Below are 26,378 nucleotides of genomic sequence, written 5' to 3'. Positions count from 1 at the left end.
AAGAGAATAAGTTTTGGACAAAAAAACATTGCCGCAATCATGGTGTTCTACACCTTTAGAGTCGTTGCTTATCTCATTTGAAGCGGGAACTCGCCCCAAAGGTGGCGTATCTGGTTATGAATCAGGAGTTCCTAGTTTAGGGGGAGAGCATTTATCTTCCGATGGAGGCTTTAAATTCGACAAGATCAAATTTGTACCAGAAGAGTTTGCTGAAAGTATGACTCGAGGCCGTATTGAACCTGGGGATATTCTAGTAGTTAAAGACGGTGCAACAACGGGCAAAACATCGTTTGTTTCAAGATCATTCCCTTACGAAAAGGCAGTGATCAACGAGCATTTATTTCGTTGCAAAGTAAGCGACAATATTTTGCCCGAGTTCATATTCTATTTTCTTTGGTCATCGCAGGGCCAGCAGGAAATTTTAAAAGACTTTAGAGGGGCAGCTCAGGGCGGCATAAGTAAAGACTTTGTCAATAAGGTACTTGTTCCGTTTGCTCCATTGAGTACACAAAGACTAATTGTCACTAAGATTGAAGAATTATTTTCCTCCATAGACGCAGGTGTCGAAGGGCTAAAGCAAGCGAAAGCTAAGCTGCAACATTATCGCCAATCCGTTCTAAAAGATGCAGTTACAGGAAAACTAACAGAACAGTGGCGTGCGCAAAACGCAGACAAGTTAGAGCCTGCGGAACAGTTGCTAGAACGTATTCTCGATGAGCGCCGAGCTAACTGGGAAGCAGAGCAGCTTAAAGCCTTTGAAGAGAAGGGTAAGACACCTAAGAACGATAAATGGAAGGATAAATATAAAGCTCCGAAGTCATTCAATCAGAAAGAGCAACCCCTTGTTGTTCCAAGTGCTTGGGAATGGTGTTATTTCGAGTCATTAGGCGTGGTTAGTGGAGGCTTAACAAAGAACAGTAAAAGGAAAAGCTTTGAGAAGAAACTACCTTATTTGCGTGTAGCAAACGTATATGCCAATGAACTGCGACTAGAAGATATACAAGAAATAGGGGTTACTGATACAGAATTAGATCGAGTCTTGCTAGAAGATAAAGATCTACTCATTGTAGAGGGTAACGGTAGCCCTGATCAAATAGGTCGATTGGCTGTATGGGATGATTCGATCAGTCCATGTGTACATCAAAACCATCTAATTAAAGTTCGGTTAATCGATAAAGAGCTTTGTGACTTTGTCGTTTATTGGTTGATGTCTTTACCTGGTCGAGAACAAATTAAATCTGTAGCGAGCTCTACCTCGGGTCTATATACACTGAGTATATCGAAAATATCGGGGTTACCAATTCCATTGCCTTCTATAAATGAGGCTATAGAAATATCGAAGCTTGTCACGGATAAGCTTGAGGCAGCGCAACGAACCGAAGATGAGTTAACGAAGAAAATTAAACATAGTGAACAGTTAAAGTCATCTATCTTATCAAAGGCATTTTCTGGCCAACTAGTCGAAAACCATGCTACGGAAGAAACTGCTGAGCAACTGTTAGAAAAGATCCATTTGGAGAAAGGCCAGGCGGAGCAAAAAGCCAAGCTTGCAAAAAAGAAACCTACAGCGAGAGCAAAAAAAATGAAAAGACGCCCGATCATTGATGTGCTTATGGAATCTAAGAAACCATTGAACGTCGATGAGCTGTTTGAACTATCAGGATTTCATGGTGAGGTTACACCCGAGACAGTCGAAGAGTTTTACCAAGAGCTCAAGGATGTTACCTCGACGAAAGGTGTCAATGTTACTTCAGTTAAAGTGGATAATGTTAAGCAAGGCGATCTGTTTGAATACAAGGAAATAAAGCCAAATGAAGCTTGATAAACTCTGGATCAGTGAGTTCAAGAATCTTAAAGATATTGAGATTGACTTTGACCAAAATGAACTCGTGACAGTCGTCATTGGTTGGAATGGCGCGGGTAAATCGAATGTTATTGAAGCATTGGTAATAATTTTTCGTGACCTTGATTTACACAAAGCACCTTCGTTTTCTTACAAGCTAGAGTATTTGTGTCGTGGCAACCGCGTCATTGTCGAAGCTAATGAAGCGGCAGTGAAAAAGGACCAGTATAAGGTTCTAGTGCATGTTGAAGGTAGTCCTGAGGAGGTTATAACCGACAAACAAACGGATTTCTTTAAGGATAAAACTCGTCAGTTCTTACCTTCGAACGTTTTTGGTTATTACTCGGGACCTAGTGACCGGCTAGCCATGCATTTTTATGACCACCAGCGTAAATTTAGAGATCAACTGCTTTACCCTGAAAAGCATGGTTTGAACGAAACAACGCTTCCGTTAAGACCATTGTTTTATGCTCAAAAAGTACACAGTAACTTTGTTCTACTCTCGTTCTTTCTAGGTGCGGATGAAAAAGTTAAAAAGTTTCTAAAAGAGAAGCTTTTTATAGAGGGCATTGAATCAGTGCTATTTGTGCTTAACAAGCCGGATTGGACGAGTAAGAAAGGCGATTCAAGATTTTGGAACGCATCAGGTGTTGTGAGACCATTTTTAGATCGGTTGTTCTCAGCATCTTTAGCTCCAATGCGTAGAACGATGAAAGTTCCTCATCCGATGAAAAAGAATGCCGACAATATTGAGGCTCTTTTTTTGTACTTAAAGGATTTGGAAGCTCTGAAGAAGGTGGGTGACAAAACTTCGGATAAAGATTTCTTTAAGTTATTAGAAAGTATCTATTTTTCCAACCTGATACACGAAGTACGTATTCGAGTAAAAGTGAAGAACAAGAATGGTACTGATGAGTCGTTAACCTTTAGAGAGCTGAGTGAAGGTGAACAACAACTGATTACCGTTCTTGGTTTACTGCGTTTTACTCGTGATGATGAGTCCCTATTTTTGCTAGACGAACCAGACACGCACTTAAACCCTGCGTGGAGTATGGAGTACATCAACTTCTTAAAAGAGGTTGCAGGCTTCAACTTGGATGTTACCAAGGAGAAGGCAGACTTTGGGGCGGTGGATAACAGCCATATTGTTTTGGCGACACATGATCCAATTGTCATTTCCACTCTGAAGCAAGAACAAATCAAAATCATGAAGCGTGACGAAGATAGCTTGCAAGTTTTTGCTGCGTCACCGCTCTATGAGCCTAAAGGTATGGGATTCTCAGGCATTCTTATGAGTGACATGTTTGGGCTACGCTCTGATTTGGACCCTAAAACATTAGAAAAGCTAGATGAACATGCAATTCTGCTGGCAAAGGATGAGCGTACAGATGAAGAAGAGTCTCGATATCAAGAACTGCAAGAGCAGTTAGATAAATCAGGTTTTCTTGATGCTTACTCAGACCCATATTTTTCTGCTTTTGTTAAAGCATGGGGCAGAAAGCATGGTGATAAGCTATTCACGCAGACCTTTTTGTCAGATAGAGATAGACAGCAACTGGCAGATATGACCGATGACATTCTTGCTGAGCTTGATGCTGAAGAGGCTGATGAGTAATGCGCTATATCGATATAGATGAGGTAGACCTAGCTCTTCCCGATGATTGGGATGAAGTCGTCGAAGATGCTTGGGAATACGTTAACGGTAAAATTGATGCTGCAGAAATTGCTACTAACGCTAAGGCTGATGAACAAGGTTGGGATGCACAAAAAAGAGCTGAGCAAATAGCGATTGAAAAAGTAAAAGCTCGTAAAAAAGCCATCTCAGCAAAAAGTAACGTGTGGTCACTGCTAAGTGATATTTTGGCAAAGCGTTCTTATGGAAAGTGTTGGTATTGCGAAAGTAACGAATTGCGGTCTGACAACCCTATTGATCATTTTAGGCCAAAAGGAAAGGTTGCTGAATGTCCTGATCATCCGGGTTACTGGTGGCTTGCATTCGAATGGTCAAATTATCGATATGCTTGTACTTACTGTAATTCCAGGCGAGTTGAAGTGGAAACTGCTGGAGGTAAGCAAGACCATTTTCCAGTTTTTACTCCTCCAGATTGGAATAGATCTAAGGATGATAATAATGCTGAAAAGCCTAAGCTGTTAGACCCATCTGATGAAGATGACTACAAGCTCTTAACTTTTAATAAAAACGGTGAAGCTTGTCCTAACTGTAGCGATGAAGATTCGGAAGATTACCAAAAAGCAAAAGAATCGATCGATAAATATCACTTGAATCATGAGCCTACGAAAAAAGCCCGAAAAGCAATTAGGCAGAGAATTAAGCAAATCATCGCCAACACCAATAAGCTATTAGAAGATGGTGTGGATATGAGATCGATTCAAATCAAGTCGAATAAAAAGGAACTTATAAAAATGATTAGACCTTCTTGTACGACAACGAAATTTAACACTGCGGCAAAACTATATTTAAGAGAGTTTGAAGAGAACGCGTGGGTTAAAGAAATATTAGACCGAGATTAACATGAACAAATTAACAACTGGTGATATCGTAAATCGAGTGTGGAACTATGCCCATGTGTTGCGTGATGAAGGCGTAGGGTATGGCGATTACGTGGAACAACTCACCTATCTGATCTTCTTAAAAATGTCTTCTGAGCGAGCAGAAGGTGGTAAAGAGGGGGAGAGCTTAGCCGCGAAGCGTTGGGCCGAACTTATTGAGCTAGACGGCTCAGACCTAGAGATGGAATATCGCCATACACTGGAAAGCTTAGGTAGCCAAAAAGGTACACTGGGCATGATCTTCCGAAAAGCCCAGAATAAAATTCAAGACCCAGCGAAACTTGAGCGCCTGATATCCATGATCAATAAAGAGTCATGGTCATCGTTGAGTATTGATGTCAAAGGCGAGATTTATGAAGGCTTGTTACAAAAAGGTGCTGAAAGTGAAAAGAAAGGTGCAGGTCAATACTTTACTCCGCGCCCAATCATTGAAGCAATCGTCGATGTAATGCAGCCAAAGCCAATGCAGAAGATCGCTGACCCAGCCTGTGGTACCGGTGGTTTTTTAACCGTCGCGCACGACTATGTTGCTTTTGATATTGATAGAAAAACAGGTGAAAGAACACCAAAAGCACTGACTAAAAAAGAGAACCGTTTCCTGAAAAATGAAGCGATAAGTGGTAACGACATTTCAGATTCGGTGGCTCGTCTATGTGCCATGAACCTGTATCTTCACGGCATTGGTGCTGAAGAGTGCCCAATATCTACATCAGATGCATTGGCGAAGGAGGTTGGATCTAACAAAGTTGATATGGTTCTTGCTAACCCTCCTTTTGGAAAAAAGAGCTCAGTAACTATCATTAACGACTCAACTGGTAAGTTAGAGAAAGAAAAGCTGACTTATACTCGTGAAGATTTTTGGGCAGAAACCTCGAATAAACAACTTAACTTCGTTCAACACATCGGCAATATGTTAAGAGTTGACGGAAAGGACTCTGGCAAAGCCGCTGTCGTACTACCTGATAACGTGTTGTTTGAAGGGGGGGCTGGTGAAACAATTCGTAAAGAGCTGCTTACTCGTTTCAACCTGCACACTATCTTGCGCCTGCCAACGGGTATCTTTTACGCTCAAGGTGTGAAAGCAAACGTATTATTCTTCGATGCTAAGCCTGCTTCAAAAGAAGCGTGGACTAAGAGCCTATGGGTTTATGACTATCGGACCAACGTGCATAAAACATTAAAGACGAACAAACTCGTTCGTAGTGACTTTGATGAGTTTGTCGAGCTCTATAAACCGAGTAACCTCAAAGCGCGTGTCGCGACATGGGCTGAAGTACAAAACGAAGAGACTGGCGCCGGGCCAAATGGTCGTTGGCGTGAATACAGCTATGACGAGATCATCGCCAGAGATAAGACGAATCTCGATATCACTTGGTTGAAAGACGAGTCACTGGAGGATACGGAAAATCTTCAGCCGCCAGCAGTCATCGCAAATGAGATTGTTGAGCTGCTTACCGCAGCGCTAGAAGAGTTCAAAAGCGTAGAAGAAGCGCTTGTAGAAGAAGACGAAGATTAACGCTTTTCTCGGTTTAACTCATAGTAAAAACAGGCTGCTTTGGCAGCCTGTTTTGTAAACTATATTGGCTCTGTTCCCTTTAAATGTTTTTAGAATAATTTACGATTAAAAATCAAAAGCTTACCAATGCTATTAGCATTCTAAGATTAGACACTCATTTCAACGAAATCATAGTGTTAGGTGCCTCGTGCTAAAATCACCAACAGTTAACGGGAACGTAGCCACTATATTACCTAGGTAGTAATCATGAATGACACGTTAATACCCTCAACAAGTAAACAGTGGTTTGAAATTCTAGTATCTGAAGAGAAAAAAACTAAGGATTCATATGTCGCTAAACCATCGAATCTTATCCGTGATTTCCGAAGTGAAACCGCCACAAGTAATGATTATGAAGGTCGAGAGATTTTAGAGCTATTACAAAATGCAGCTGACCAAGCAAGAGAAGCAGATATTAGCGGTAAAGTTGTAATTGAGCTTTTTAAAGAAGGGGTATTGATTGCTAATAATGGTGTTGCTTTTTCAGTTGGGGGTGTTAAGTCTCTTCAAAATGCTCATCTAAGCCCGAAGAGGTTGCGGGAAGGGCGATTTATCGGCTGTAAAGGACTCGGCTTTCGCTCCATTTTGAACTGGACAAATAGACCAATCATATTAAGTGGATCCTTAGCTCTTGCGTACACTGACAAAAACAGTAAACAGAAGCTAAAAGAGTTGAAAACACTCTCTCCGGAGTTAGCAGAACTTGTCAAAAAAGAACAAGCAGTAACGTCATCAACAATTTTGCCTACTTTACCTTTTCCTGCTTATTCGGAATCGAATGACTTGGACCAGTATTTCTGTTCTGAAACCCTACCGATCAAAGAAAGGTGTAGCTATTGGCGTGATCATGGTTATGAGACAGTAGTTGGTATTCCTTTTGAAAACAGCGAGTCATATAGTGTGGCTTTGAATCAGCTGAAATCCCTACGTCCGGAGATGCTGCTGTTTGTTGACCATCTAGATGAAATTAAATTTCTTTTACCGGATGAAAAGGAGCTCACTTGGTCAAAGAGTGGGGATGACTTAGCGGCTATGGTTTTAGCCAATGATGTTCCTATAGGGATATGGAGGGTATTTCGTTCATCTGGGTTGGTTGATTCTGACCATCTTGATAATAGCTCAAGCGGTGAGCTCAAATATGAGTTGATTACTGCGGTGCCTGAAGTAGTAGAGAGTTCAGAGCTTAAGACGTCACCACTGTTTAGTTACTTTCCAACAGAAATTACTTTACCCCTTCCGGTTGTTTGCCATGCAACACTAGAGTTAGACCAAAGCCGCAACCACCTAACTAATTGTAAAAGTAATCATTTTGTTTTTACAAAATTAGCAGCATTCTTAGCTGAAGTTGCAGAAGAGTGTGCAGCCGACAATTCAACTGGAAGCAACGCTGGCTTCCGGGTCGCTATGCCGATGGAGCACTATTCAGAGTCTTTAAACAGGTTTGATTTAGAAGCCAAAATACTAAAATTTTGTCGATCTAAATCGATAGTACCAACCCTTCGTGGTATTGCAGTAAAACCAAATGAGGCCTTCACTATAGAAGGAGCATCGACTAAGTGGCTACCTGCTGACAGCTTTAATGATGTAGTACCAGTAGGGGAAGTGCAGCTTCAGTGGCTGAGAGATCTCGGGGTTAGTGAATTATCTGGTGATGTTATTAGACAACGAATCTGTGCACATCATAGTTTAAGCCAGGAAGAAAGGGTCGCTTTAATTGTAGGTTTAAGATCTAACAATGTTCGCCATAGTGCTTATACTCCATCTCTTTTTTTAGATACTTTTGGGGAAAGCGTCCCAGATACGGAAATGGTATATATATCCCCAACCGGAGGAGCTCCAATAGGCTTACCTGATTGGGTTAAGTTATGGTTTCTAGATACGGGAATGCAGGATAGATTAACTGAGAGACTCGATGCATCAGATGTTCGTATCTTACAAAATAAGTTAAAGGATTTTGGGCTCAAAGAGTATTCCTTTGGACGACTCATCCATGACTTAAGATCACAAGCGAATAAGCATAAAAAAGCGTATCCAGAGCAAGCTGAGATTATCGAGAGTGAGCTATTGAAAGTGGTTTACGACTTTTATCATTCTGAGGGGCAATCAAAGCAAAGACCCAGTTTTCCCGACAAAACTAGTATTGAACTGCCGAGCCAGTCGGGGTCATTGGTTAAATCTGAATATCTCTACATGGGTGACGGGTATGGCTTAAGTGGAAAAATAACTCAACAGTTATACACCAATAGCCCTGACAAGCTGATCGTCCCACCAAGCGAGCTCTGTATTGAATTAAAGGCTAATGATGACTGGGGTGATTTTTTAGAATGGATAGGTGTTGCAAAGTGGCCGCGTGAGCTAGTGACCAACGACAAAAATGAATGCTACCTAGATATGGTAATCACGCATCTTCGATTTCCTGTGCAATTTGGTCATGATTACTTTTTTAACTCTTCTGAAGAGCTAATGGCGGCTAATCTTTCTCTTGTTAGCTACGTAACACTAGATGGAATAGACAACATCCTGTTATCCGAAAAATATACCGCGATCCTTGCTTGGTTAACTCATGATGAACGAGCTGTGCATTGGCTTAAGCAAGATAAGCGTTATGCCACTATTGAAGCCAAGAAACAATGGGACCGAAATAATCGCCCATATAGAGGGAACGTACACGGCTTTATCCAATGGAAGCTAGAAAATACGAGGTGGGTGAGAGGCACTAATAAAACAGCGTTGAGACCAAAAGACTGTGTTATCACTGACATCTCGAATCAAGCTATCTTTCCGCAGCCTACAAGAATCAGCGACATCGAGGCGAAAGAGTACGGTATGGACTTGAGAGATGTCGTGGAGTCTTGGCGCAAGTCAGGAGTAGCGACGAATGTAGCTGAACTCTCACTGGACGATATTTACAGCAAATTGCTTGAGTTACCAGAAAGACAGCCAGTACTTACCGCGGCTAAAACGTTATATCGTTGGATGTTAAATGCGATTGACTCATCTAGCGGCCAAGAGTCAGTAATGAAACCTAGGTTCATTCGTTCTGGTCAAATGTGGGGTAAAAAAGCGAACAACTTTAAGTATTTTTCTGTTGATGAGCTTTATCATAATGATTCAGATGGTTTACCAGTTGAGTTGTTAGAGCATCTTGCGATAGTTGAGCTGCCAAATCGAGTAGGAGCAGACAAAGTCAAGAGTGCCTTTGGTATTCGAACGATAGATCGCAGTGCTATCAAACAGACAGTTGATCACTTTGCAGCTGCGGCGACAAATTCTGACCTGAACATATATTTCCAGCAAGTTAAGCCATTTTTCGTGTTTTTGCGTAAATCTCAGTCAGGGCAAGCTCAGTACATAGGGCAATTGAACAAGTTGATATTAAAGGTCTGTTCTAGCTTACATGTTCAAATGAAATTTCAAGATGTTGATTGCTCTTATGAGCTCTCAGAGTGGGGCTGGCTAATTGATGGTGAAACCTTATATGTTAGAGGCTCAGACTCGGTAGTTAGGCACGATTCGGATATGCTAGCAGACGTTATAGGAGAGGCGTTAGCGTCGTTGTTTCGTATTGCCAATGGTAGTGATTTTGCTAGGTTATTTCGGTGCCATAAGGATGAGCGACATGCTCTTTTGAGTCGAATCTTAGGAGAGGAAGTAACAGATGTTGAGCTAACGAGCCTATACGCTAGCACAGACAATTGGGATATTAGTAGTGATGCTGTCTTGCCAGATATTCCAGTGCTGGAAGAGCCAAAACATACCAACGTTACGGAAGGTAAAGGTATGGAATTAAATGTACCAAAGGAGCATTCAGATGCTCCGACTACCATGGATAAAGTAGGTAACACTGGTAACGATAGCGGTCCAATACAGATAACATCAGTTGACGCTGAAGCTGTGTCGTCACCAGTTAGACAAAAATTACGAGTCAAAAAAACTAGAAGCTCAACTGTAGGAAAAAGTTCAACGTCGTATACCCCCGTGAATGGAGATATTGCGGAACAAAAAATCATGCAGATAGAAGAGAGCTTCGAACCGCCACGTTTCCCGCTGTTAGTTGGGCAGTATATGGGATATGAAGGGCTCGGTTGTGATGTTATAAGCTTTAGCTCTGAGGAAGACCGTGACCGTTTCAAGAACAATGATTGTCGTGACTTATGTTTAGTAGAGCGATTTATTGAGGTAAAGGGCAGACGAAATCGAGGAGCATCCATCGAACTTAGAGGAAATGAAAAGGATGCCGCCAGTAAGTATGCCAATAAGTATTATTTGTATCGGCTCAATGAGTCATCATCTGGTGAATATAGCTTGAGTATTTTGCAGAACCCTTTGAATGATGTAGACGCTATTGAACACTCTCTCTATGTTCACATGGATAGATCTAAGAATAGAGAAGAGTTTGAGGTGAGCACAAATGCTACATATGGTGACGACGCTAACGAAGTGGTGGTGAACTAACCTCTTGGCATTGATGCAATGTATATAGTAATACCCAGGGTAATACTTATCGATATTTACTTTTAGTATATTTAATTAAATCATTAGCTTAAGTTCTTAAGTGTGCTGCCTCACTCCCAAGGTTGCCATTATACGAGTAAGAAATATCGTCAGTTGCTATGGATATACCGAATCACTCAAAGTACGATTCGTCGAGGGAACTGTTGGGATACTATGGAGCGAGTGTTCAGAGGTACAAACGAATGGCTATAGAAGTTTTACAGAGGCGCACCAAGCAGTAACCGATTACCTAGTTGGTTATTACAACCAGCATCGTCCACACCAATACAATGGTGGATTAATATCAAATGAGCCAGAACAACAGTTCTGGTTCCCTTATAAAACCGTGGCCAGTTTTACTTGACCACAAAGTGCCTAAACTAGTCTCCAAATTAAGTTGACCGTTGCACTAAGTGGCTGGTCTTTAAATTTGGTTCTAGGGTCTAGAGAAGACAAAGTTTGTAGCGTTATTGGTGTCATGGAGTTTTGTGTAGCTATATCTGCATAGCGTCGATATCGTTTTTTGGTTAGGGAATAACAATGAATAATGAACGTAAAAGAGCATTAAACAATGCCGTTAGCCTATGCCCAATTTGGCCTCATCAGGCATCAGAACAAATTGGCAAAATGCTACAAGAGATAAATCAGGCTAACGCGATTATTAATAAAATTGCGAGTACAGCCCAGAACAGCGCAATTAAAGGCGGTTTCGCTGCAGAGACTTGGCATGCTGAATCATTTAATTTGGACGCTATTCTAAAAGATAAGGAGGTTCGAGCCTTTACTGATAATTTTGCCAACTCTCCCCTTGCCAAAAACCATTCGACCCACGATATCGTTGTTATGAAAGGGGACGAGCAAGTACTTGGTGCACAACTTAAATACTTCAAAGATGGCGAATCGACTCAAAAGGCGTTCAGAGCTACAGAAGATGGCATCGCCAAATATAAAGATAGTGATGCGTTTATTGGTCCTTCAGACCAAATTGACCAGATCAAAGCTGCTGCAGAAAAAGATATGCACAGAAATAGTCAAACACGTCCGGAGGTAGCTGAAGCGGCTAAAGCAGTGCGCGATAAGACAACTGGAAATCTTGATGACGATGGTGTCCAGTCAACGCGACTTAGCAAACGCGACGCAGAGCGTTTGGGTACAGGAAACAAGGAAGGTAAGGAATTGCATGAAAGCATGCAAAAGGATTATCTCAATAAGTCGACTGTTCAACAGAGCTTGCGCGCCGCGAAATCGGCTGCGGTAATCACCACTGTCATTGCAGGTAGCGTCAACACGTTTCAATCGATTAAACGTGTGAGGGATGGGGAGATTACGGCTGAGCAAGCCACTTTCGAGATTCTGCAGAATACGGCCATCGCTGCTGGTGATAGCGCACTGAAAGCGGGTGTTGCCACGGCTACGGTCAGCATGACAGCAAGAAACTTACCGATGTTGTTTGCAGGTTCCGCATTCAAGCGAGCTTTTGCGAACAATGGTGTAGCAGCAGCGGCTGTCTGTGCGGTGGATGTGGTTCAGAACGTCGTCTTATTCGCGGCAGGCAAAATTACCCGAGAAGAACTCGAAACTCGATCTGGTCAACACTTATTGCAATCTGGTGCGGGAGTTGCTGGTAGCTCTGTTGGTGCAGCGGTTGGTTCCCTAGGTGGACCAGCTGGCGCATTGGTTGGTGCGATCATCGGCGGGCTGATCACGACAATGGCGATGAGCATTGCCATCGACAACCATATTGAGAAAAACTTCCGTCTAACACTTGAAGCGACAGAGAGTGTCGTAAGTAACGCGATGATCATGCATGAGGCCTTGGAGTATCTGCAGGTGTCTCAAGCTTTCTATGCAGAGTTCCATAAAGGTCTGTATTTGTCTGAGCGTCACTTTACTAGCCAAGTTAAAACGATGGCAGACCAAAGTACACAACTGAAGAACCTAATCGATAATCTTTAAGGCATATTTTCGATGAGTGAAATAATTGAAGCTGTACCCCAAGAAATTTTTCAACAGCCATTGAATAACGCAGAGCAGGAAATGGTTGAGGCGCTTGTTGCGCAACACAGAAATAATACAGTAGTGACCCAACAACTCGCAATGGATGCCTCTCGGCTTTTCACTTGTAGTGAAGAGCGCTTGAAACAACAGGTCGAAAGTGGGTTTTTCAAGCGCTTTTCCGGAGCGTTAAGTGGTCAAAACCGTGAGAACCAGTTGCAGAATCAGGTTGATGCGCTACAAATGCAGAAATTCGCTTGGCATTACCTTAAGCAACTGCAGCAACAAAACCTGATTAACGCGCAAGGTATTGCCGTCATCCGCAACAACTTGGGAACGATGAATGAATACATCATTGAAACCCGCGAGTTTCTTTTCCAAGCGGTCGATAAAATAAACCGCCGCCTTATTCGTGTAGAGAACAATGCCAGTTTTTATCAATGGTCATTGAATATTGAAGTGAACAAGCGTCGGTTTAGGTCGATGCCTAAGGCGTTGTTGGTCCTGAATCTAGCGTATGATTTTATGCGAAGTCATCCTGGAGTCATGCTCACATCACAGGACATCAACCACCTTATCGTTACCCTAGAGAAGCTGGAAGTTGACTGTGATCAAGAAGTTAAGTTACTAGATTTTATTCTCGAATTGATAGATCAAATTGAAGCAAGCAGTATTGAGTGCTACCGCTCGCTCATAGAGTTGTCATACAACGAACACCTTGCTGATTCCTACTTTATTCAGAAGAATATCTCGGGATTGGCGTTCAATTCGCTCTACTATCTTTCTGATGAATATCACCGAATCATCGACCTTCTCTCAGACACTGAAGTCTGCGACAGTGACGAGAAGCGAGAACGCATTGTCTCCCGATTTTTTGGCCGAGAGTTTTCTGGTTTAGAAACAAAGTATTGCATGCGAGATCTGATTGAGGAAATCATCGGAGGCAGCCTACTGACTTTGGAGATCTATAAGTCGGAAAACGGTGTGGATGCCTTGTCTAATAATTCTATCGAAGATACTGAACCTGTGGCACTGATATCGATATTACCTGATATCAACGTCCATACCTTCTTTGACGGCATCGACGACAAAGAAGCTCATTACAACTATTTGCAGCTTTTCTCATTATGTATCGATGGCTTCGGGTCGTTGACTAAAGAAGGCCAGGCATTTATTGAGTTGTTGGCTAATAAAGCGGGGTGCCCGCAGGTGATGGCGGAAGTTGCAGCCCTGGTGAACAGTCCACACAAAGTGCAAGACAACTTGGCAACCCTGCAAGAACTGCTGAAAGAGGACGATAGGGCCTATACTTGGTTGCTTGATGCATTTTATTTGTTGACCTTGTGTAATACACCAATTGAGTCACCTAATATGTTACGTGTCTTAAACTCGCTAAAACCTGCTCAGTTCAAGGAGCACTTTCCATATATGTTGGCGATGATTGCTGAGCAAGATGAAGAGAAGGTACTTGCGATAGCAGAGAGACTTCAACATAAAACCAGTGGTTGGATAAATGTCATTGGCTATCGTGAGCTCCACTTCGACAAAGTGTTCGCCGACTTAAGAGCTAAGCTGATTCGTGCGAGTTCGGAGGCAATAGATATCTCCATAGATCTGACGTCTACGACAATGAAATCTATAGAATATGCATATTTCATGGATGCACTAGACGACTCATTTATGGGCAAGATTGGAAATAAAGTTGGGAGTGCGGCATATACTCTTGGCCGCACTTCCTGTTTATCCTCACTCAATGATGCACGTAAGAAGGTCAGTAAGTTTATCTCTGAGCATTCGAGTGTGTTGAAACAGGGGAATCATGAGCTGGCGCGATGGCGATTCCCACCGATTGCGTTCCAGGATGAATCAGGCTTTGGCGATTTTGAGTTGGATAATTCTGTTGCCAATGAAGAATGGCACGACCAGTTCTGCCATTTCGAGCGTCAGTTAGACAATACCCTCACGTCTTTTTCAGACGCTTGTACTGAGGTATCTGAACAATTAGAACTTTTCATAAAAGGCCAGTTTGGGGAGTCAGTCATTGAGCTGAGAGAAAAACAACGTGCTGACCAGCTTGAACGGCAGCGTCAGGAAAAACTTGCTAAACAGTCAGTTACTATCGAAAAACAAGGTATAAAACACTTATTCCACATTGAGTGGAGTGAAATAGAGCATCCGCCTTGTGATCCAGAAACGATCAACGATATAAAAACAGACGATACAGCATGGCTAATCGTTGCTAATGGTAACCAGTTGTACCACAGCCTAGACCGTGAAAACTGGAATAAGATAGACCTTAGTGAAAGAACACCGCACATTCGCCAACTTGTTTGTGTTAGTGGCATGTGGATAGCCTTTGTCGGGCACAACGAGGGCTTTTATTATTCTCAAGATGCACAAAACTGGAAACAAAGCCATTTCCCAGAAGATCTTGGTTACGATTTTACTAGTACAGAAAATGTTTTTTACTTCAATGGTCTATGGCTGTGGCGCTTTACAGAACTACGTGAGTACAAATACGTTGAGAAAGGTCTTATTTTTGATTCAAATAAGACGGGCTATTATGACAAGGTTGCTGTTTTTTGTGCCGCTAACCTCGATGATAAATGGAAACGTTGGGAAGAGGAACCAAGTCTTTCCGAAGGCATGGTGGTTGATAGTTTGTTGCCATTGCCTGGTGGAAATACTGTGCTCGCGTTCTGTAAGTACGATTCTTTCTATACTAGGTCGAAAAAGAAGAACAATGTGACTTCGTTTGTCCGATACTATATTGATGGGAAGGGTTGGCGTAACTGTACATGGGAAAGCGAAGATGACCAATACAATACGCCAATCATCGTGCCTATGAGTCAAAAATTGATGTGTTTTTACTCAAATCAAGTAATGGTATCGGATAAAAATGGCTACGAATGGAAACTCCAAAACAAGAATTTTTGCATTGATGTTTGCGTTCATCTGAATGATGTCAGCTTATTTTTGGGGCGTCGAGGCCGCGACACTTTGTATGTAAGCCAGACTGGGGAAAGTTTTGAAGAGCTGGCTCTTGAGGAGGGTTACTGGCAAAACATGGTAGCTAACGAACAAGGTTTGTTGTCTATTTACTCACCAAATTCCCATGAAACCTTTTTGAGATGTGGCCGGTACATCTTTAATCCGAAATCGTAGTAATAGATGAAATGAAAGGGGGAGTGCTGATTTGCTCCTCCCCCTTAAGTGGCTTTTGCTTTTACACCAACTTAACTTATTAGTTATCCTGTGCTTTAGCTTTAGCAATAAACTCACTCCACCAGCGCATGATTTCTTTCCTTTGCTCGAAGAAGTCAGAGCGGTTATAGCTTGCTCTAGTCACATTTTTATCCATATGTGATAAACAAGCTTCGATGTGCAGTGTATCAAAGCCCTGTTCGTGTAAGGTGGTAGATGCAATAGCTCTTAAACCATGTGCAACGAGTTCATCTTTGAATCCTAAACTACGTTTTAAGGCAGCATTAGCCGTATAGACGCTCACATGGCTATCAGAGTTACGTTCGTTGGGAAAAACGAACTCTTTGCCGCTGCTTTGAACTTTGATCTTTTCAAGGATGTCGATCGCTTGTTTGGTTAAAGGAACTCTGTGCTCTTGTCTTCGCTTCATCTCTTCGGCAGGTATAGTCCAGCATTGCTTATGGAAGTCAACGTCTTTCCAGCGAGTTCTAGCTGCTTCTTTTGGGCGAGAAATAGTGTGCAACTGCCATAACAAAAGTAGTTTAGTCTTATCTTGAATGTTTTCATTCTGCCGTAAACGAGTCATAAATTCACCTAGCAGCTCGGGGCGTATGGTAGGCATGTTTTCTACTTTATGCTTCTCAAATGAATTGATCATCTTGGTTAGTGGGTTAGCGTTAATCACATCACTTGCTACCGCATACTCCATAATTTGGTTTAAGCTCTGACAAATTCTTTTGATGGTGGATAGTTTTCCGTCTTTTTCGATAGGGCGTAGCATTTCAATTGCATCACGTCGAGTAATGTCACTTACTGGAAGGGGCCCTAAGTTATCAAATACGTACTTTTCCAGAGTTCTCCAGATTCGCTCTGCATGAAATGCGCTGACTGACTTACGTTTTCTATCAAACCACATGGTTGAAACTTCAAGAAAGCTGTCATTGTGCTTACGTAATTCTTCGATTCGTTTATCTTCTTTGAATCGTTTTGGATCGATACCTTCGGCTATTTGCTTCCGATATTCGGCTGCTTCGAGTTTCGCTGCTGCAAGCCGTAGTGAAGGATAGGTGCCCATTGAAATTTTGGTTATTTTTCGCGTTACAGGGTGACGGTACTTAAATTGCCATGCCTTAGTGCCTATCCCTTTATCTGAACGTTTAGGCCGAATACGTAGCTGTAAACCCTCTTCAACAGTGAATGTATATTCCTTGTCTTTGATAACGAGAGCTTTGATTGTTGTATCAGTGATTCGTTTTGCCATGGCCAATGATCTTTGAGGTGACTACTTGAAGATCATTGTATAGTAAATTGATTTGGTGGGGTACCAGGTGGGGTACCAAAATGATGGTTTTTAGCGATATTTTGTGGGACGTTCTGGAATTTAGGTGCTGTTTAACTTATTGATACTAAATGATAAATGAGATGAGTTGGTAAGTTGTGGGATTTTAATGCGGGTGTCCAGGAAACCACTGGATTGAGTTATTAACCATTTGAATTTAATACCTTAATTTTTCTAATGCTCCAGCGGTTGTAAAAGTAGCAATGTGAGTCTTGAGTAATACAATACTAGAACGCATTTTCTAAAACTGTGTTTACTTCAAGCTGCTCGAAACCGCGGAGTTGAGCTTTCTTTCATGTTAATACGCCAGTTTATCATGGAATGATGATGAATCATTCAAGATGAAAGTAAAAAGCTATGGCGTGCAAACCTAAAAGCACACATCCCTTATGTATACCGACTCGCAGTGAATATCCGTCTGGGTGAGAGACCGAACGCAAACGCTGTGTAGTCAAAGGTGGATTGTGTTGTCAGATTGTTCTGACGAATTTTGGTTTTTTACTTTTATATCAGAGTGTTATTTTTATTTCACTATTGAGCTAAGTTTGACTTTTATCTGACAAAAACTAGTCTGAGCTTCCATTCAGAGGAAGCAGTCATGCTCAGTATTCTTAGAAGTATTACGGTATCGTCCGTCGCCTTAATTTTTTTAGCGAGTTCTTTTTGCTCAACTGCCAAACAGAGTCCTAAACCGAAGGTCATCGTTGGTGTTATTGCGCAAGACGAAGCTAAAGACTCGTTTGACGGTAGCGTTGGTCCTTCGTACGGAATTAGTCTTGAGTATTTGTCTAACATTACTAAAGCTTTGGATTATGAGTTAGAACTTCGGACTTACAAGCATATTCCGTCTTTACTTGCGGATGTCGAAAGCAAGAAGATTGATGGTGCGGTTGGATTTAGTAAAACAGCAGCAAGAGAAAAGCGTTTCTTGTTTTCGATGCCTTTCTTTTCGAGCACTATCGCTGTTTGGTATCGGAATGCCACTTACCGAGATAGTGATGCGCGTGATCTTAAATGGGTGTGTGTTGAGGGCAGTGTGTATTGTGACAACCTCACTGAACGTGGTATCGATAAGATACATTATGTTAAAACACGTTTAGAGGCGTTTAATGAAGTTAAGCGAGGTAAAGCGAACGCGCTGATTTACACTTATGTTGGTATTACCCAATATTTGGATTTGAATGACATTGTAAAAGGGGTTGTCGATATTCCCAGTTGGTTGAAAAACGAAGAGGTGAGTTTTATCGCTTCGTTGGACAAACAGAGTCTGATCGATGACATCAACAAAATCCTTCAGTGGGAGCAAAATGGAAAAAACATTCGCTCCGTCGCCTCGAAAAATCCTTACCATATCAGTGATAAGTTATTGGTAGATTACCGACGTAATCATCAAAACAAACTAGTGATAACTTACAGCAGCAGTGACGAAGTTTATCCGTTTCTCTACCGAGATTCGCAAACGGGCGAGTTAGATGGCTTCTTTCCAGATTTTGTCGACTTATTGCAGTCTCGTACTGGCTTGAGCTTTAAGTATGTGAAGCCGACGTCGAGCCTTTCAAATGGATTAACGGCATTTGATGCCGATATAGTCCCCATCTCTTATGTGGGTGAGCTACCTAAGTCAGATTGGTTGTTCACTAAACCATTCATGCACAGTAATTACGTGGCTATCCAAGCGGAGCAGAGCAAGCGCGATAAATCTGCACTGAAAGAAGCGGGTATTCTGCTCACTTTGAAAAAGCAAGGGTTAGTTCATTTGGGCACTTGGCAGCAAGGCCAAGTTGATCATTATGATGATTTGAAAAAGCTGCTTACCGATTTGAAATCGGGCGTTTTGGATGTGGCTTACATTCCTGACGACATCGTTCACAACATGATTGCACAAGATCAAGTCGATGGCTTGGTGATCAATGCGGAGGACGTTTTGACGTTCTCTAATGCATTTGCGGTTGCAAACCACAATACACAACTTCAACACATGTTGAACAGCATCATCGAAACCATTGATTCTAACGAGATCGAAAAACTGCTGCGTTCTCACCGAAGCTTCAAACTGACTTATGGCTATGACGCGGAGCAGATCGCTACATTTGTTGTTGCTGGTTCATTCATATTCTGTCTCATGTTAATTGCGGCGTATTTCATCTTATCTCACATGCGACTTAAAGTGAGGTTAGCCGAATTTAATGCTGACAATGAGGAAGCGGAAAAGCAATGGCTGATGGACATCATCAAAGAGATCAATAGCTTGGTTTTTATCCATAGTGAAAATAACCATATGGAGATGAGCAATTGTGCCAACTACAACAGTAAACAGTGCCAACAATGTAAGTTGAAAAGTGATTCTGCGCACGCTCCTCTGGTGAATAATTTTGATGAACTGACCACTGTTATCGCTGGAAAGCGTATTTCAGAAGAGGTTGCCTCGTCGGGCTGTGAACTTGATATTAAACATGTATATCGAGAACGCAAAGTCATCGCTTCTCCTAGCGGTAAGAACAAGTTTGTACTGACTGTTATTCAAGATATTACCCAGCAAAAAGAACGTGAGCAGGCGTTAATCGATGCGCAAAAAGAAGCGCAAACCGCGGTACGTGCGCGCGAAAACTTTTTGGCAACCATGAGTCACGAATTAAGAACGCCATTGTCGGCAGCACACGGCATCCTCGATTTGCTAAATCGCCAAGTGACGACAGATTCAAATCGCGAGTTAATTGCCCAAGCCATACGCTCGCTCAATCATTTGAATACGCTAGTAGACGAAGTACTGGATTATTCAAAATTAGAGGCAGGGCACTTAACCGTCGCCCCAGTTAAGACCGACTTGCTTAAAACCTTGTGCGATGTGTTTCGAAGCTTTGAACCACGAGCGCTTGCGAAAGGTTTGGATTACAAAGTGACAATCAAACCATTTTCGAATGCTTTCATTGAAATCGACGCGCTGCGATTGGTGCAAATTACCACCAATCTACTCTCCAATGCGATGAAATTCACTGCCGAAGGAGAAGTTGGAATCAGTGTCATTCTTCATGAAAAGCAGCTTATTTTGAAAGTGGCGGATTCAGGTATCGGCATGACGGATGACCAACTCGAAGGCATTCTCAATCCTTTTGTTCAAGCGGATGACACTATTACGCGTAAATATGGCGGTACTGGATTGGGGCTAAGCATTGTTGACCGATTGATCGACTGCATGGGCGGCGTGCTCTGCATCGATTCACAATTTGGCTTGGGCACGACGATTACTGTCAGACTGCCAATTGAGCATTGCGACTCTGAGCCAGACGTTTGTTTGAACTGGACGTATAGCGAGAGCTTACCACTTAATATTCGCCAGTGGTGTGACGCGTGGAAAATGCGTCCAGCGACGTTAAAAACAATGGTGGCGAACCTTCACCCTATACACGACAGCGATGCCAGTTTTAATGGCCTAATGCTGCGTGACGAACAAAGGGTACTTGGCAGTCTTACGCTAAGAGAGATTCAATATCCAGATACATTGTTCAATTTGCTCAGCCAAACGCAGCAAGAAACCAAGCTTAGTGACGTAAATCAAGAAGTGGTTTCTTGGGTTCTCGGCACGGTACTGGTCGCAGAAGATAATCCCATTAACCAAAGTGTGATAGCAATGCAGCTTCATGAACTTGGAATCGAACCTGTCATTGTGAATAACGGCCGTGAAGCATGGGAATACATCAACCAAGATGAAAACGTTGTGTTGCTGCTGACCGATTTTCATATGCCAGAAATGGATGGCTATGAGCTTGTTAGGCACGTGAAAAACTCCGAATTTAAAGCAATTCCAATCATCGGTGTGACAGCAGAAGATGCTCGTCTTGCCATTGAACGTACACAGGATATCGGCATTGATGATGTGCTCTACAAGCCCTATGACCTTAATCAATTAAAAACCGTTTTGATTCCATTTATTGGCGAAAAAGAGAGGGGTAGGCTGCCCGGCTGGATTAAACGGTTCAAAGCACAGGACGCAAAAGAGATTGCGCGCGTGTTTAGTCAATCAATGTCTACAGATATAAAAAACTTAAACGCCGCATCGACTGAGCGAGACAAAAAACGGGTCATTCATGGCATCAAAGGAGCGGTTGGGGCGATAGGGGTAAGCATGCTGACTGAGCTTTGCATTGAGGCAGAACGAGTTACTGCTGCGGAGTTTGACAGGCGAACAGCGGAGCTAATTTTACGAATCGAGCAGGAGATCGAAAACATAAACTATTGGGTAGAGACAAATGAATACACAATTTAATGTGATGGTGATTGATGACCATCCGCTACAAACCACAATACTTACGCAAATATTGGATCGCTATTGCGCGCAAGTCATCCCTTTTAACTGTGTGGATGCCGCTATTCAGAGTGTGCAGGAACAACATTTTGACGTAATTTTTTGTGATATCCAAATGCCCGGAAAAGACGGCATCGATATGATGGAAATGCTCGATAAAGTCCAGTACCAGGGGCAAGTTGTACTGGTCAGTGCAATGGAATTGACCATTATTTCTGCGGTAAGAGCCATGTGCGAGGGATTTAGCTTTGAAGTATTAGGGAAGCTGCCTAAGCCATACGATGAAAATGAAGTCGTTGATTTGTTGGGTAAAATAAAAGATGAAAAAGCGAAACAAGTCAGCTTTGCTCAACCTATTGAAGTGGAAGATCAAGAATTCCTGTTTGCTCTGGCTGAAGGGCGAGTGAAAAATTATTACCAGCCTTTAGTCGATGTGCAAAGTGGGGAAGTGCTTGGGTATGAAGCGCTCGCGCGTTGGAATCATCCTATTTATGGTGTGTTACCCCCTCATTATTTTTTGCCAATTGTAGAGCGTTGCCGCCTTTCTGGAGAGTTGTTTCAAGCTGTATTGAGTAATGTTATCTATGACATGAAACACCGCGGATTGACGCAAAACGTATCCATCAATGTAGACCATGAAAATTTAGAAGATACGGCGTTCTCTCATTACTTTTTACAGCAATGTTTAGAGAGCGAGATTGACCCATCACAAATCACCATTGAAATTACAGAGCGAGATACATTTCAGACTAGCGCGTCCCTGTACAAGAATTTACTCAAGTTGAGGATGAACGGTGTCACTGTCTCAATAGATGATTTTGGCACGGGTTCATCAACGTTTGAAAAACTGGCTCAACTGCCATTCAACGAGTTAAAAATCGATCGTTCGTTTGTACAAGGTGTCGAATGCGACATCAAAAAACGCAACATCGTTGTTGCTATTTGCGCGTTAGCGAAAAGTTTGAATATACGACTGGTCGCGGAAGGTATTGAAGACGAAGTCACACTGCAAGCGATACGTGAGTATGGGATTGATCTTTGCCAAGGCTTCTACATTGATAAACCCATGCCACTAGAAGCCATAACCATACTAAATGAAAGATATGAATAAATTGAATTACTTGATCTTTGACGATCATCCTCTCGTTTGTGTTGCAATCAAGTCGTTGTTGGAAGAGTTAGGGAAAACAAATGGGGTATTTACTGCAACATCAGCGAAGATGGCATTACAAATATTGAAAAAGGAAGAAATTCAACTGTTGATCTTAGATGTGAACTTGGCAGATTGCGATGGGTTTGATTTCTACAAACGTATCAAATCCCATGGTTATGAAGGCAAAGTCATTTTCTTCTCCGCTGAAACTAGCCAAATGTACAGCCAAATGGCTTTTCGTTCTGGCGCTGATGGCTATGTGTGTAAATCGGAAAATCACGACATTCTTAAAGACGCGATAGAAGCGGTAGAGAAGGGGTATACCTTCTTCAAATTTAAGCAAGTTGTTAACAGCGTTCGAGAAATGCCACAACTTTCAAGCAGAGAAAGTGCAGTAATGAAGTATTTACTACAAGGAAAGTCCAATAGAGAAATCGCTTCAGTGCTATCAATAAGTGACAAAACAGTCAGCACATACAAACGCCGTCTATTGGATAAATTTAACGTAAAGAACATTGTTGAGCTAACAAGAGTGGCGGGGGCGTAAGACCGCATCATGACACTTAAAAGTATCGCGTTGTCTCTTTTCATCGCAACATTACTATTCGTCACTTCTGTCACAATGATTGGTGCGGTGTTAATTTCTTATGAAGTAAAGCAGTTCAACACTTACGCGAATAATTTAGCCAAAATAAAACAAAAAGTAATTCTCATGGGGCTATTGACGGAAGCGCAGCTCGAGCAATACAAAGGCATGAGCGTGAGTGAAGTAGAAGCGCAAACAGAGCTGAGCTTTCAAGATGCGATTTACTCCCTGTCACCTTATGAAAAACTCAATTACGTTGAAGCTGTTGCACGGAAATCGCTTCATCAGGCTGAAGCGTATTTATCAAATGCGTTCAATCGACAAAATGCCGTTATGTATTTTCGTTCTTATACTGGAAACAAACTCATCTTAGAGAGACCGATTGAAGCGCTAGAGGGAGTGAAAGCCACATTTGATGTTGATTGGTGTAAAAGTAACTATTCTTGTGTGTTAGCCGCGTGGAAAGAGCAACTAACGGACCGGGTATTGTTTTCCCTACCATTTAAAACGACATACTCCGATGACATGGCGATAAGCATCATGAGTCCGGTTTACTTTCAAGGTGAGTTAGTGGGAGAGTTTTCGGAACAATTGTACCTCTCGCCGCTTTATAATGATGGGAAAGCGGTGGATGTTCAAATTGCGAATGGGAACAAGCAAATGGTGATTTACTTCGCTGGCTACCCCTTTCCATCATTCGCGTACACCCAATCATATGTCGCAGACAACAACAATCTCATTGTTTACATGTACCCATTCAGTAAAATTGTACTGGATTACGTGTTCTTGTTTATCATCTTCTTTTTCGTAACTTTAGCGTATTACAACAAAGCTTATGAATCTAAAGAGAGCAAACTTCGCCTCGCGAAAGCACTGACGAACGTGACGAAAGATGATTTAACGGGATTGTTTAACCGCAGAGTCTTTCAAGATAGCGAATTCAAACGTCGTTTGGAAACCGCGCCATATTCCGTCATTGCAATAGATGGCGATAGGATCAAGCGAATCAATGACCATTACGGTCACCATGTAGGGGACGAAGTTATTGGGATTATTGCTGATGCTATGTCTAAAGTGTTTCGAAATAGTGATTATCTAGTTCGAACTGGTGGTGATGAGTTTGTTGCGATTCTGCCAGGTTGCAGTATCAGCCAATCTTCAATATTGGCGAAGAAGCTTCGTAGTGTCGTTAAAGATAACCGACTAAAGACCTTGGATATCGAAGTTAGTGTGAGTACTGGTATCGCGGCGAATGAGTTACACGAAACGCTTCAGGACGTTATTGTACGTGCAGATGAAGATCTCTATGAGATGAAAAAACACAGACAAAAGTCCCATTAAGCAGGTCTGGTATTGACTAAATGCAAAGTTACGGAACATAACCATGACATAACTGTTTGATTAATTTGACCAAACAGAATGAGTGGTCTTTTATATTAGAGCAGTCAACAAATAGTGATTGCTCTATTTATTCTCGACCTTACATCTGGTGTCGCACGTGAACAAAGATCTCGACTTAAACTTACTTAAAATACTTGTCTTACTGGATAAGCACCGTCAGCTCAAGCCCGTTGCGAAAGCGATGGGGAAGAGCGAAGCGTCAATTAGCAAATACCTTGCCCGATTGCGACTCCAGCTAAACGATGAATTGTTTATTCGGCATCCTCACCACATGGAACCGACGGACTATTTAAAACGTCAATTACCTAAAATTTCCGATGCACTCGAGAAGCTTGAAACTTGTCTAATTAGAGATGAGTTTGAACCGGAAAATTACGAAAAAGACATCACCATTTGTTTGCCGCAAACCGCTCAATACTCATTTGGGCATTTACTTGCAATGGATTTAATGGCGCTGTTTCCCAAGGCGCACATTTCGATAGCAACGATTACAGAGTATACGATAGAAGAGATAATCCTAGGCAAAGTGGATGCGCAGTTACATTACTTCAACGAGGATGTTCCGAAATCTGTTTATCAGAAGTTCATCGGCTATGCGCCTGCTGTGGTAGTTGTCCCTGAAGAGCTGGGAATTACCACCCTGGAAGAAGCGGCCAAACTTCCCTTTATCATGTTAGAGATTATCGGTTGGAAAGAGAAAGAGCAGCTCGTTAAGCGTGCAATGGAAAGCCACGGTATGGTCATCAACCGTATTGCGGCTCTAGACAACGTAAGCAGCGTATTGAAGCTAATTAAGCAAAAAAGCGCCGCAACCGTGTTACTTGAATATCAGGCGCCAATTGATGGATATAGATTTATAAGAGTGCCAGAGCATTTTTACCCAGATGGCTGGCCAAAAGTGGTTGTACAGGTGAAGCAAAGCTTAAGACATGATGCAATGCACCAGTTGTTAATCGGTGCTATTGCAAAATACATGAGCGCTTAGCGGCAAAACTCAATGTTTTCTGACTGAGGAATAGTATGCAGAAGTTCAATCAACGTGTCCGCATGGTACTTTTTCAGAATACGCGTTTTGTAGGTGCTGATTGTTTTAGCGCTGAGTGAAAGTTGTTCAGAAATCTTCTTATTTGAGTAGCCTTGTACAAGATAATGGAACACCATGGCTTCGCGATTTGAAAGTGTTACGTTACCCGACGATGGTGTGTGAGTCGACTTAAACATTGAGTAACCGCGTGAAACACTCACAATTGCGTCAATAATGGTCTCTCTTGTTTCATGTTTGCTTAAGAAGCCATTTGCGCCCATTTCGTACGCTGCTTTAGAAAGACTCGAGTAGTCACGTGAAGAAACAAATAACAGTCGGCCACGATATCCTGTCGCTAAAATGTTTTTGGCTAAACGCATACCATCGCGGTCGCCAAGCACTACGTCTAAAATAATCAAATCAATCTTTTGGCCTCGGACAAGATCCATCACTTCCGCACTGTCAGTGGTTTGAATCACTTCAGCTGCGTTGATTATAGATTCAACTAGAGAAGCAAGTGCTTCGCTATACAATGGTTGAGCGTCGATAATAAGAACATTATTCAAAGTTAACCTCACCTAATACATCAACTAGTGTGCTGTCAGGCGACAGCGCAATTGGATGAATAGGATTGTAGGAAAAACCTTGCTAAGAGGAAGGAAAATGACTCTTTCCAAAAGTGAAAATCAGTGTCTTGATTATGGGAATAACGATGTCAGGTATTGAAATACCTAGTGATAGGATGATTGCTTAAAACTTACGCTGACAGAAAACTAACAAACTGAAAGTGTTCTTTCAGTGTTCTATGCCTTCAGATTTTCTTGCGATGCCTCTAGCGCTTCGATTTAAACCCGTGTGTTAGCAAGCGCAGTTTTATACCAAGCCACTTGAAGAGAGCGTGTTCTACACC

Annotated in this window: 14 protein-coding genes and 1 pseudogene; 13 read left to right on the top strand and 2 right to left on the bottom strand. The window is 42.1% G+C overall.

All coding sequences use genetic code 11. The annotated features are described in order from the left end of the window. Positions 1–13: 13 nt before the first annotated feature. The 8 genes and pseudogenes from R7P72_RS01255 (at position 14) to R7P72_RS01220 (ending at position 15,623) form a co-directional block, all read left to right on the top strand. Entirely contained in the window at positions 14–1,822 is a 1,809-nt protein-coding gene (locus R7P72_RS01255) for a restriction endonuclease subunit S (protein ID WP_176311522.1), read from the top strand. Continuing rightward, the gene (locus R7P72_RS01250) at positions 1,812–3,458 is read left to right on the top strand and encodes an AAA family ATPase (protein WP_176311523.1); all 1,647 of its coding nucleotides are present in this window, start codon (positions 1,812–1,814) and stop codon (positions 3,456–3,458) included. Before R7P72_RS01255 ends, R7P72_RS01250 begins: the two co-directional genes overlap by 11 nt. Then, on the top strand, positions 3,458–4,375 hold the full coding sequence (locus R7P72_RS01245; protein ID WP_176311524.1) for a hypothetical protein: 918 nt from the start codon (positions 3,458–3,460) through the stop codon (positions 4,373–4,375). The genes R7P72_RS01250 and R7P72_RS01245 overlap by 1 nt, the downstream gene beginning before the upstream one ends. 1 nt (position 4,376) lies before the next feature. After that, on the top strand, positions 4,377–5,930 hold the full coding sequence (locus R7P72_RS01240; RefSeq protein ID WP_213886096.1) for a class I SAM-dependent DNA methyltransferase: 1,554 nt from the start codon (positions 4,377–4,379) through the stop codon (positions 5,928–5,930). A gap of 246 nt (positions 5,931–6,176) precedes the next feature. Next, entirely contained in the window at positions 6,177–10,424 is a 4,248-nt protein-coding gene (locus tag R7P72_RS01235) for a DUF3883 domain-containing protein (protein ID WP_176311525.1), read from the top strand. A gap of 102 nt (positions 10,425–10,526) precedes the next feature. Beyond that, positions 10,527–10,827: pseudogene (locus tag R7P72_RS01230) on the top strand (IS3 family transposase); the annotation flags it as partial. 176 nt (positions 10,828–11,003) lie between these two features. After that, positions 11,004–12,419 carry a hypothetical protein gene (locus R7P72_RS01225; RefSeq protein WP_176311526.1) on the top strand — a complete coding sequence of 472 codons (1,416 nt, stop codon included), beginning with the start codon at positions 11,004–11,006 and terminating at the stop codon, positions 12,417–12,419. A 12-nt stretch (positions 12,420–12,431) separates the two neighbouring features. Beyond that, positions 12,432–15,623: a hypothetical protein gene (locus R7P72_RS01220; RefSeq protein ID WP_176311527.1), complete on the top strand. Its 3,192-nt coding sequence runs from the start codon at positions 12,432–12,434 to the stop codon at positions 15,621–15,623. Between the two features lie 79 nt (positions 15,624–15,702). Here R7P72_RS01220 and R7P72_RS01215 read toward each other — a convergent pair whose 3' ends face one another. Then, complete coding sequence (locus R7P72_RS01215) at positions 15,703–16,923, bottom strand: tyrosine-type recombinase/integrase (RefSeq protein ID WP_213907011.1); 1,221 nt, start codon at positions 16,921–16,923, stop codon at positions 15,703–15,705. A 676-nt stretch (positions 16,924–17,599) separates the two neighbouring features. Here R7P72_RS01215 and R7P72_RS01210 point away from each other — a divergent pair. The 5 genes from R7P72_RS01210 (at position 17,600) to R7P72_RS01190 (ending at position 25,429) form a co-directional block, all read left to right on the top strand. Then, the gene (locus R7P72_RS01210) at positions 17,600–21,265 is read left to right on the top strand and encodes an ATP-binding protein (protein WP_318110361.1); all 3,666 of its coding nucleotides are present in this window, start codon (positions 17,600–17,602) and stop codon (positions 21,263–21,265) included. Further along, on the top strand, positions 21,249–22,415 hold the full coding sequence (locus tag R7P72_RS01205; protein ID WP_017821555.1) for an EAL domain-containing protein: 1,167 nt from the start codon (positions 21,249–21,251) through the stop codon (positions 22,413–22,415). Before R7P72_RS01210 ends, R7P72_RS01205 begins: the two co-directional genes overlap by 17 nt. Beyond that, positions 22,408–23,004: a response regulator transcription factor gene (locus tag R7P72_RS01200; protein ID WP_017635347.1), complete on the top strand. Its 597-nt coding sequence runs from the start codon at positions 22,408–22,410 to the stop codon at positions 23,002–23,004. The genes R7P72_RS01205 and R7P72_RS01200 overlap by 8 nt, the downstream gene beginning before the upstream one ends. 9 nt (positions 23,005–23,013) lie before the next feature. Next, positions 23,014–24,384 carry a GGDEF domain-containing protein gene (locus R7P72_RS01195; RefSeq protein WP_005376517.1) on the top strand — a complete coding sequence of 457 codons (1,371 nt, stop codon included), beginning with the start codon at positions 23,014–23,016 and terminating at the stop codon, positions 24,382–24,384. A gap of 157 nt (positions 24,385–24,541) precedes the next feature. Next, positions 24,542–25,429 carry a LysR family transcriptional regulator gene (locus tag R7P72_RS01190; RefSeq protein WP_213907012.1) on the top strand — a complete coding sequence of 296 codons (888 nt, stop codon included), beginning with the start codon at positions 24,542–24,544 and terminating at the stop codon, positions 25,427–25,429. Here R7P72_RS01190 and R7P72_RS01185 read toward each other — a convergent pair. Then, on the bottom strand, positions 25,426–26,034 hold the full coding sequence (locus R7P72_RS01185) for a response regulator transcription factor (protein WP_017635344.1): 609 nt from the start codon (positions 26,032–26,034) through the stop codon (positions 25,426–25,428). The two genes, R7P72_RS01190 and R7P72_RS01185, sit on opposite strands and share 4 nt — an antisense overlap. Positions 26,035–26,378: the final 344 nt, after the last annotated feature.

Origin of the sequence: Vibrio sp. Vb0888, assembly GCF_033338835.1 — a bacterium.
Taxonomy (GTDB): domain Bacteria; phylum Pseudomonadota; class Gammaproteobacteria; order Enterobacterales; family Vibrionaceae; genus Vibrio; species Vibrio alginolyticus.
This window is presented reverse-complemented; position numbering and strand designations above follow the sequence as displayed.

Coding starts and splice junctions, on each gene's coding strand:
- R7P72_RS01250 (WP_176311523.1), top strand. CDS start 1,812: ATGAAGCTTGATAAACTCTGGATCAGTGAGTTCAAGAATCTTAAAGAT.
- R7P72_RS01245 (WP_176311524.1), top strand. CDS start 3,458: ATGCGCTATATCGATATAGATGAGGTAGACCTAGCTCTTCCCGATGAT.
- R7P72_RS01240 (WP_213886096.1), top strand. CDS start 4,377: ATGAACAAATTAACAACTGGTGATATCGTAAATCGAGTGTGGAACTAT.
- R7P72_RS01235 (WP_176311525.1), top strand. CDS start 6,177: ATGAATGACACGTTAATACCCTCAACAAGTAAACAGTGGTTTGAAATT.
- R7P72_RS01225 (WP_176311526.1), top strand. CDS start 11,004: ATGAATAATGAACGTAAAAGAGCATTAAACAATGCCGTTAGCCTATGC.
- R7P72_RS01220 (WP_176311527.1), top strand. CDS start 12,432: ATGAGTGAAATAATTGAAGCTGTACCCCAAGAAATTTTTCAACAGCCA.
- R7P72_RS01215 (WP_213907011.1), bottom strand. CDS start 16,923: ATGGCAAAACGAATCACTGATACAACAATCAAAGCTCTCGTTATCAAA.
- R7P72_RS01210 (WP_318110361.1), top strand. CDS start 17,600: ATGCTCAGTATTCTTAGAAGTATTACGGTATCGTCCGTCGCCTTAATT.
- R7P72_RS01205 (WP_017821555.1), top strand. CDS start 21,249: ATGAATACACAATTTAATGTGATGGTGATTGATGACCATCCGCTACAA.
- R7P72_RS01200 (WP_017635347.1), top strand. CDS start 22,408: ATGAATAAATTGAATTACTTGATCTTTGACGATCATCCTCTCGTTTGT.
- R7P72_RS01195 (WP_005376517.1), top strand. CDS start 23,014: ATGACACTTAAAAGTATCGCGTTGTCTCTTTTCATCGCAACATTACTA.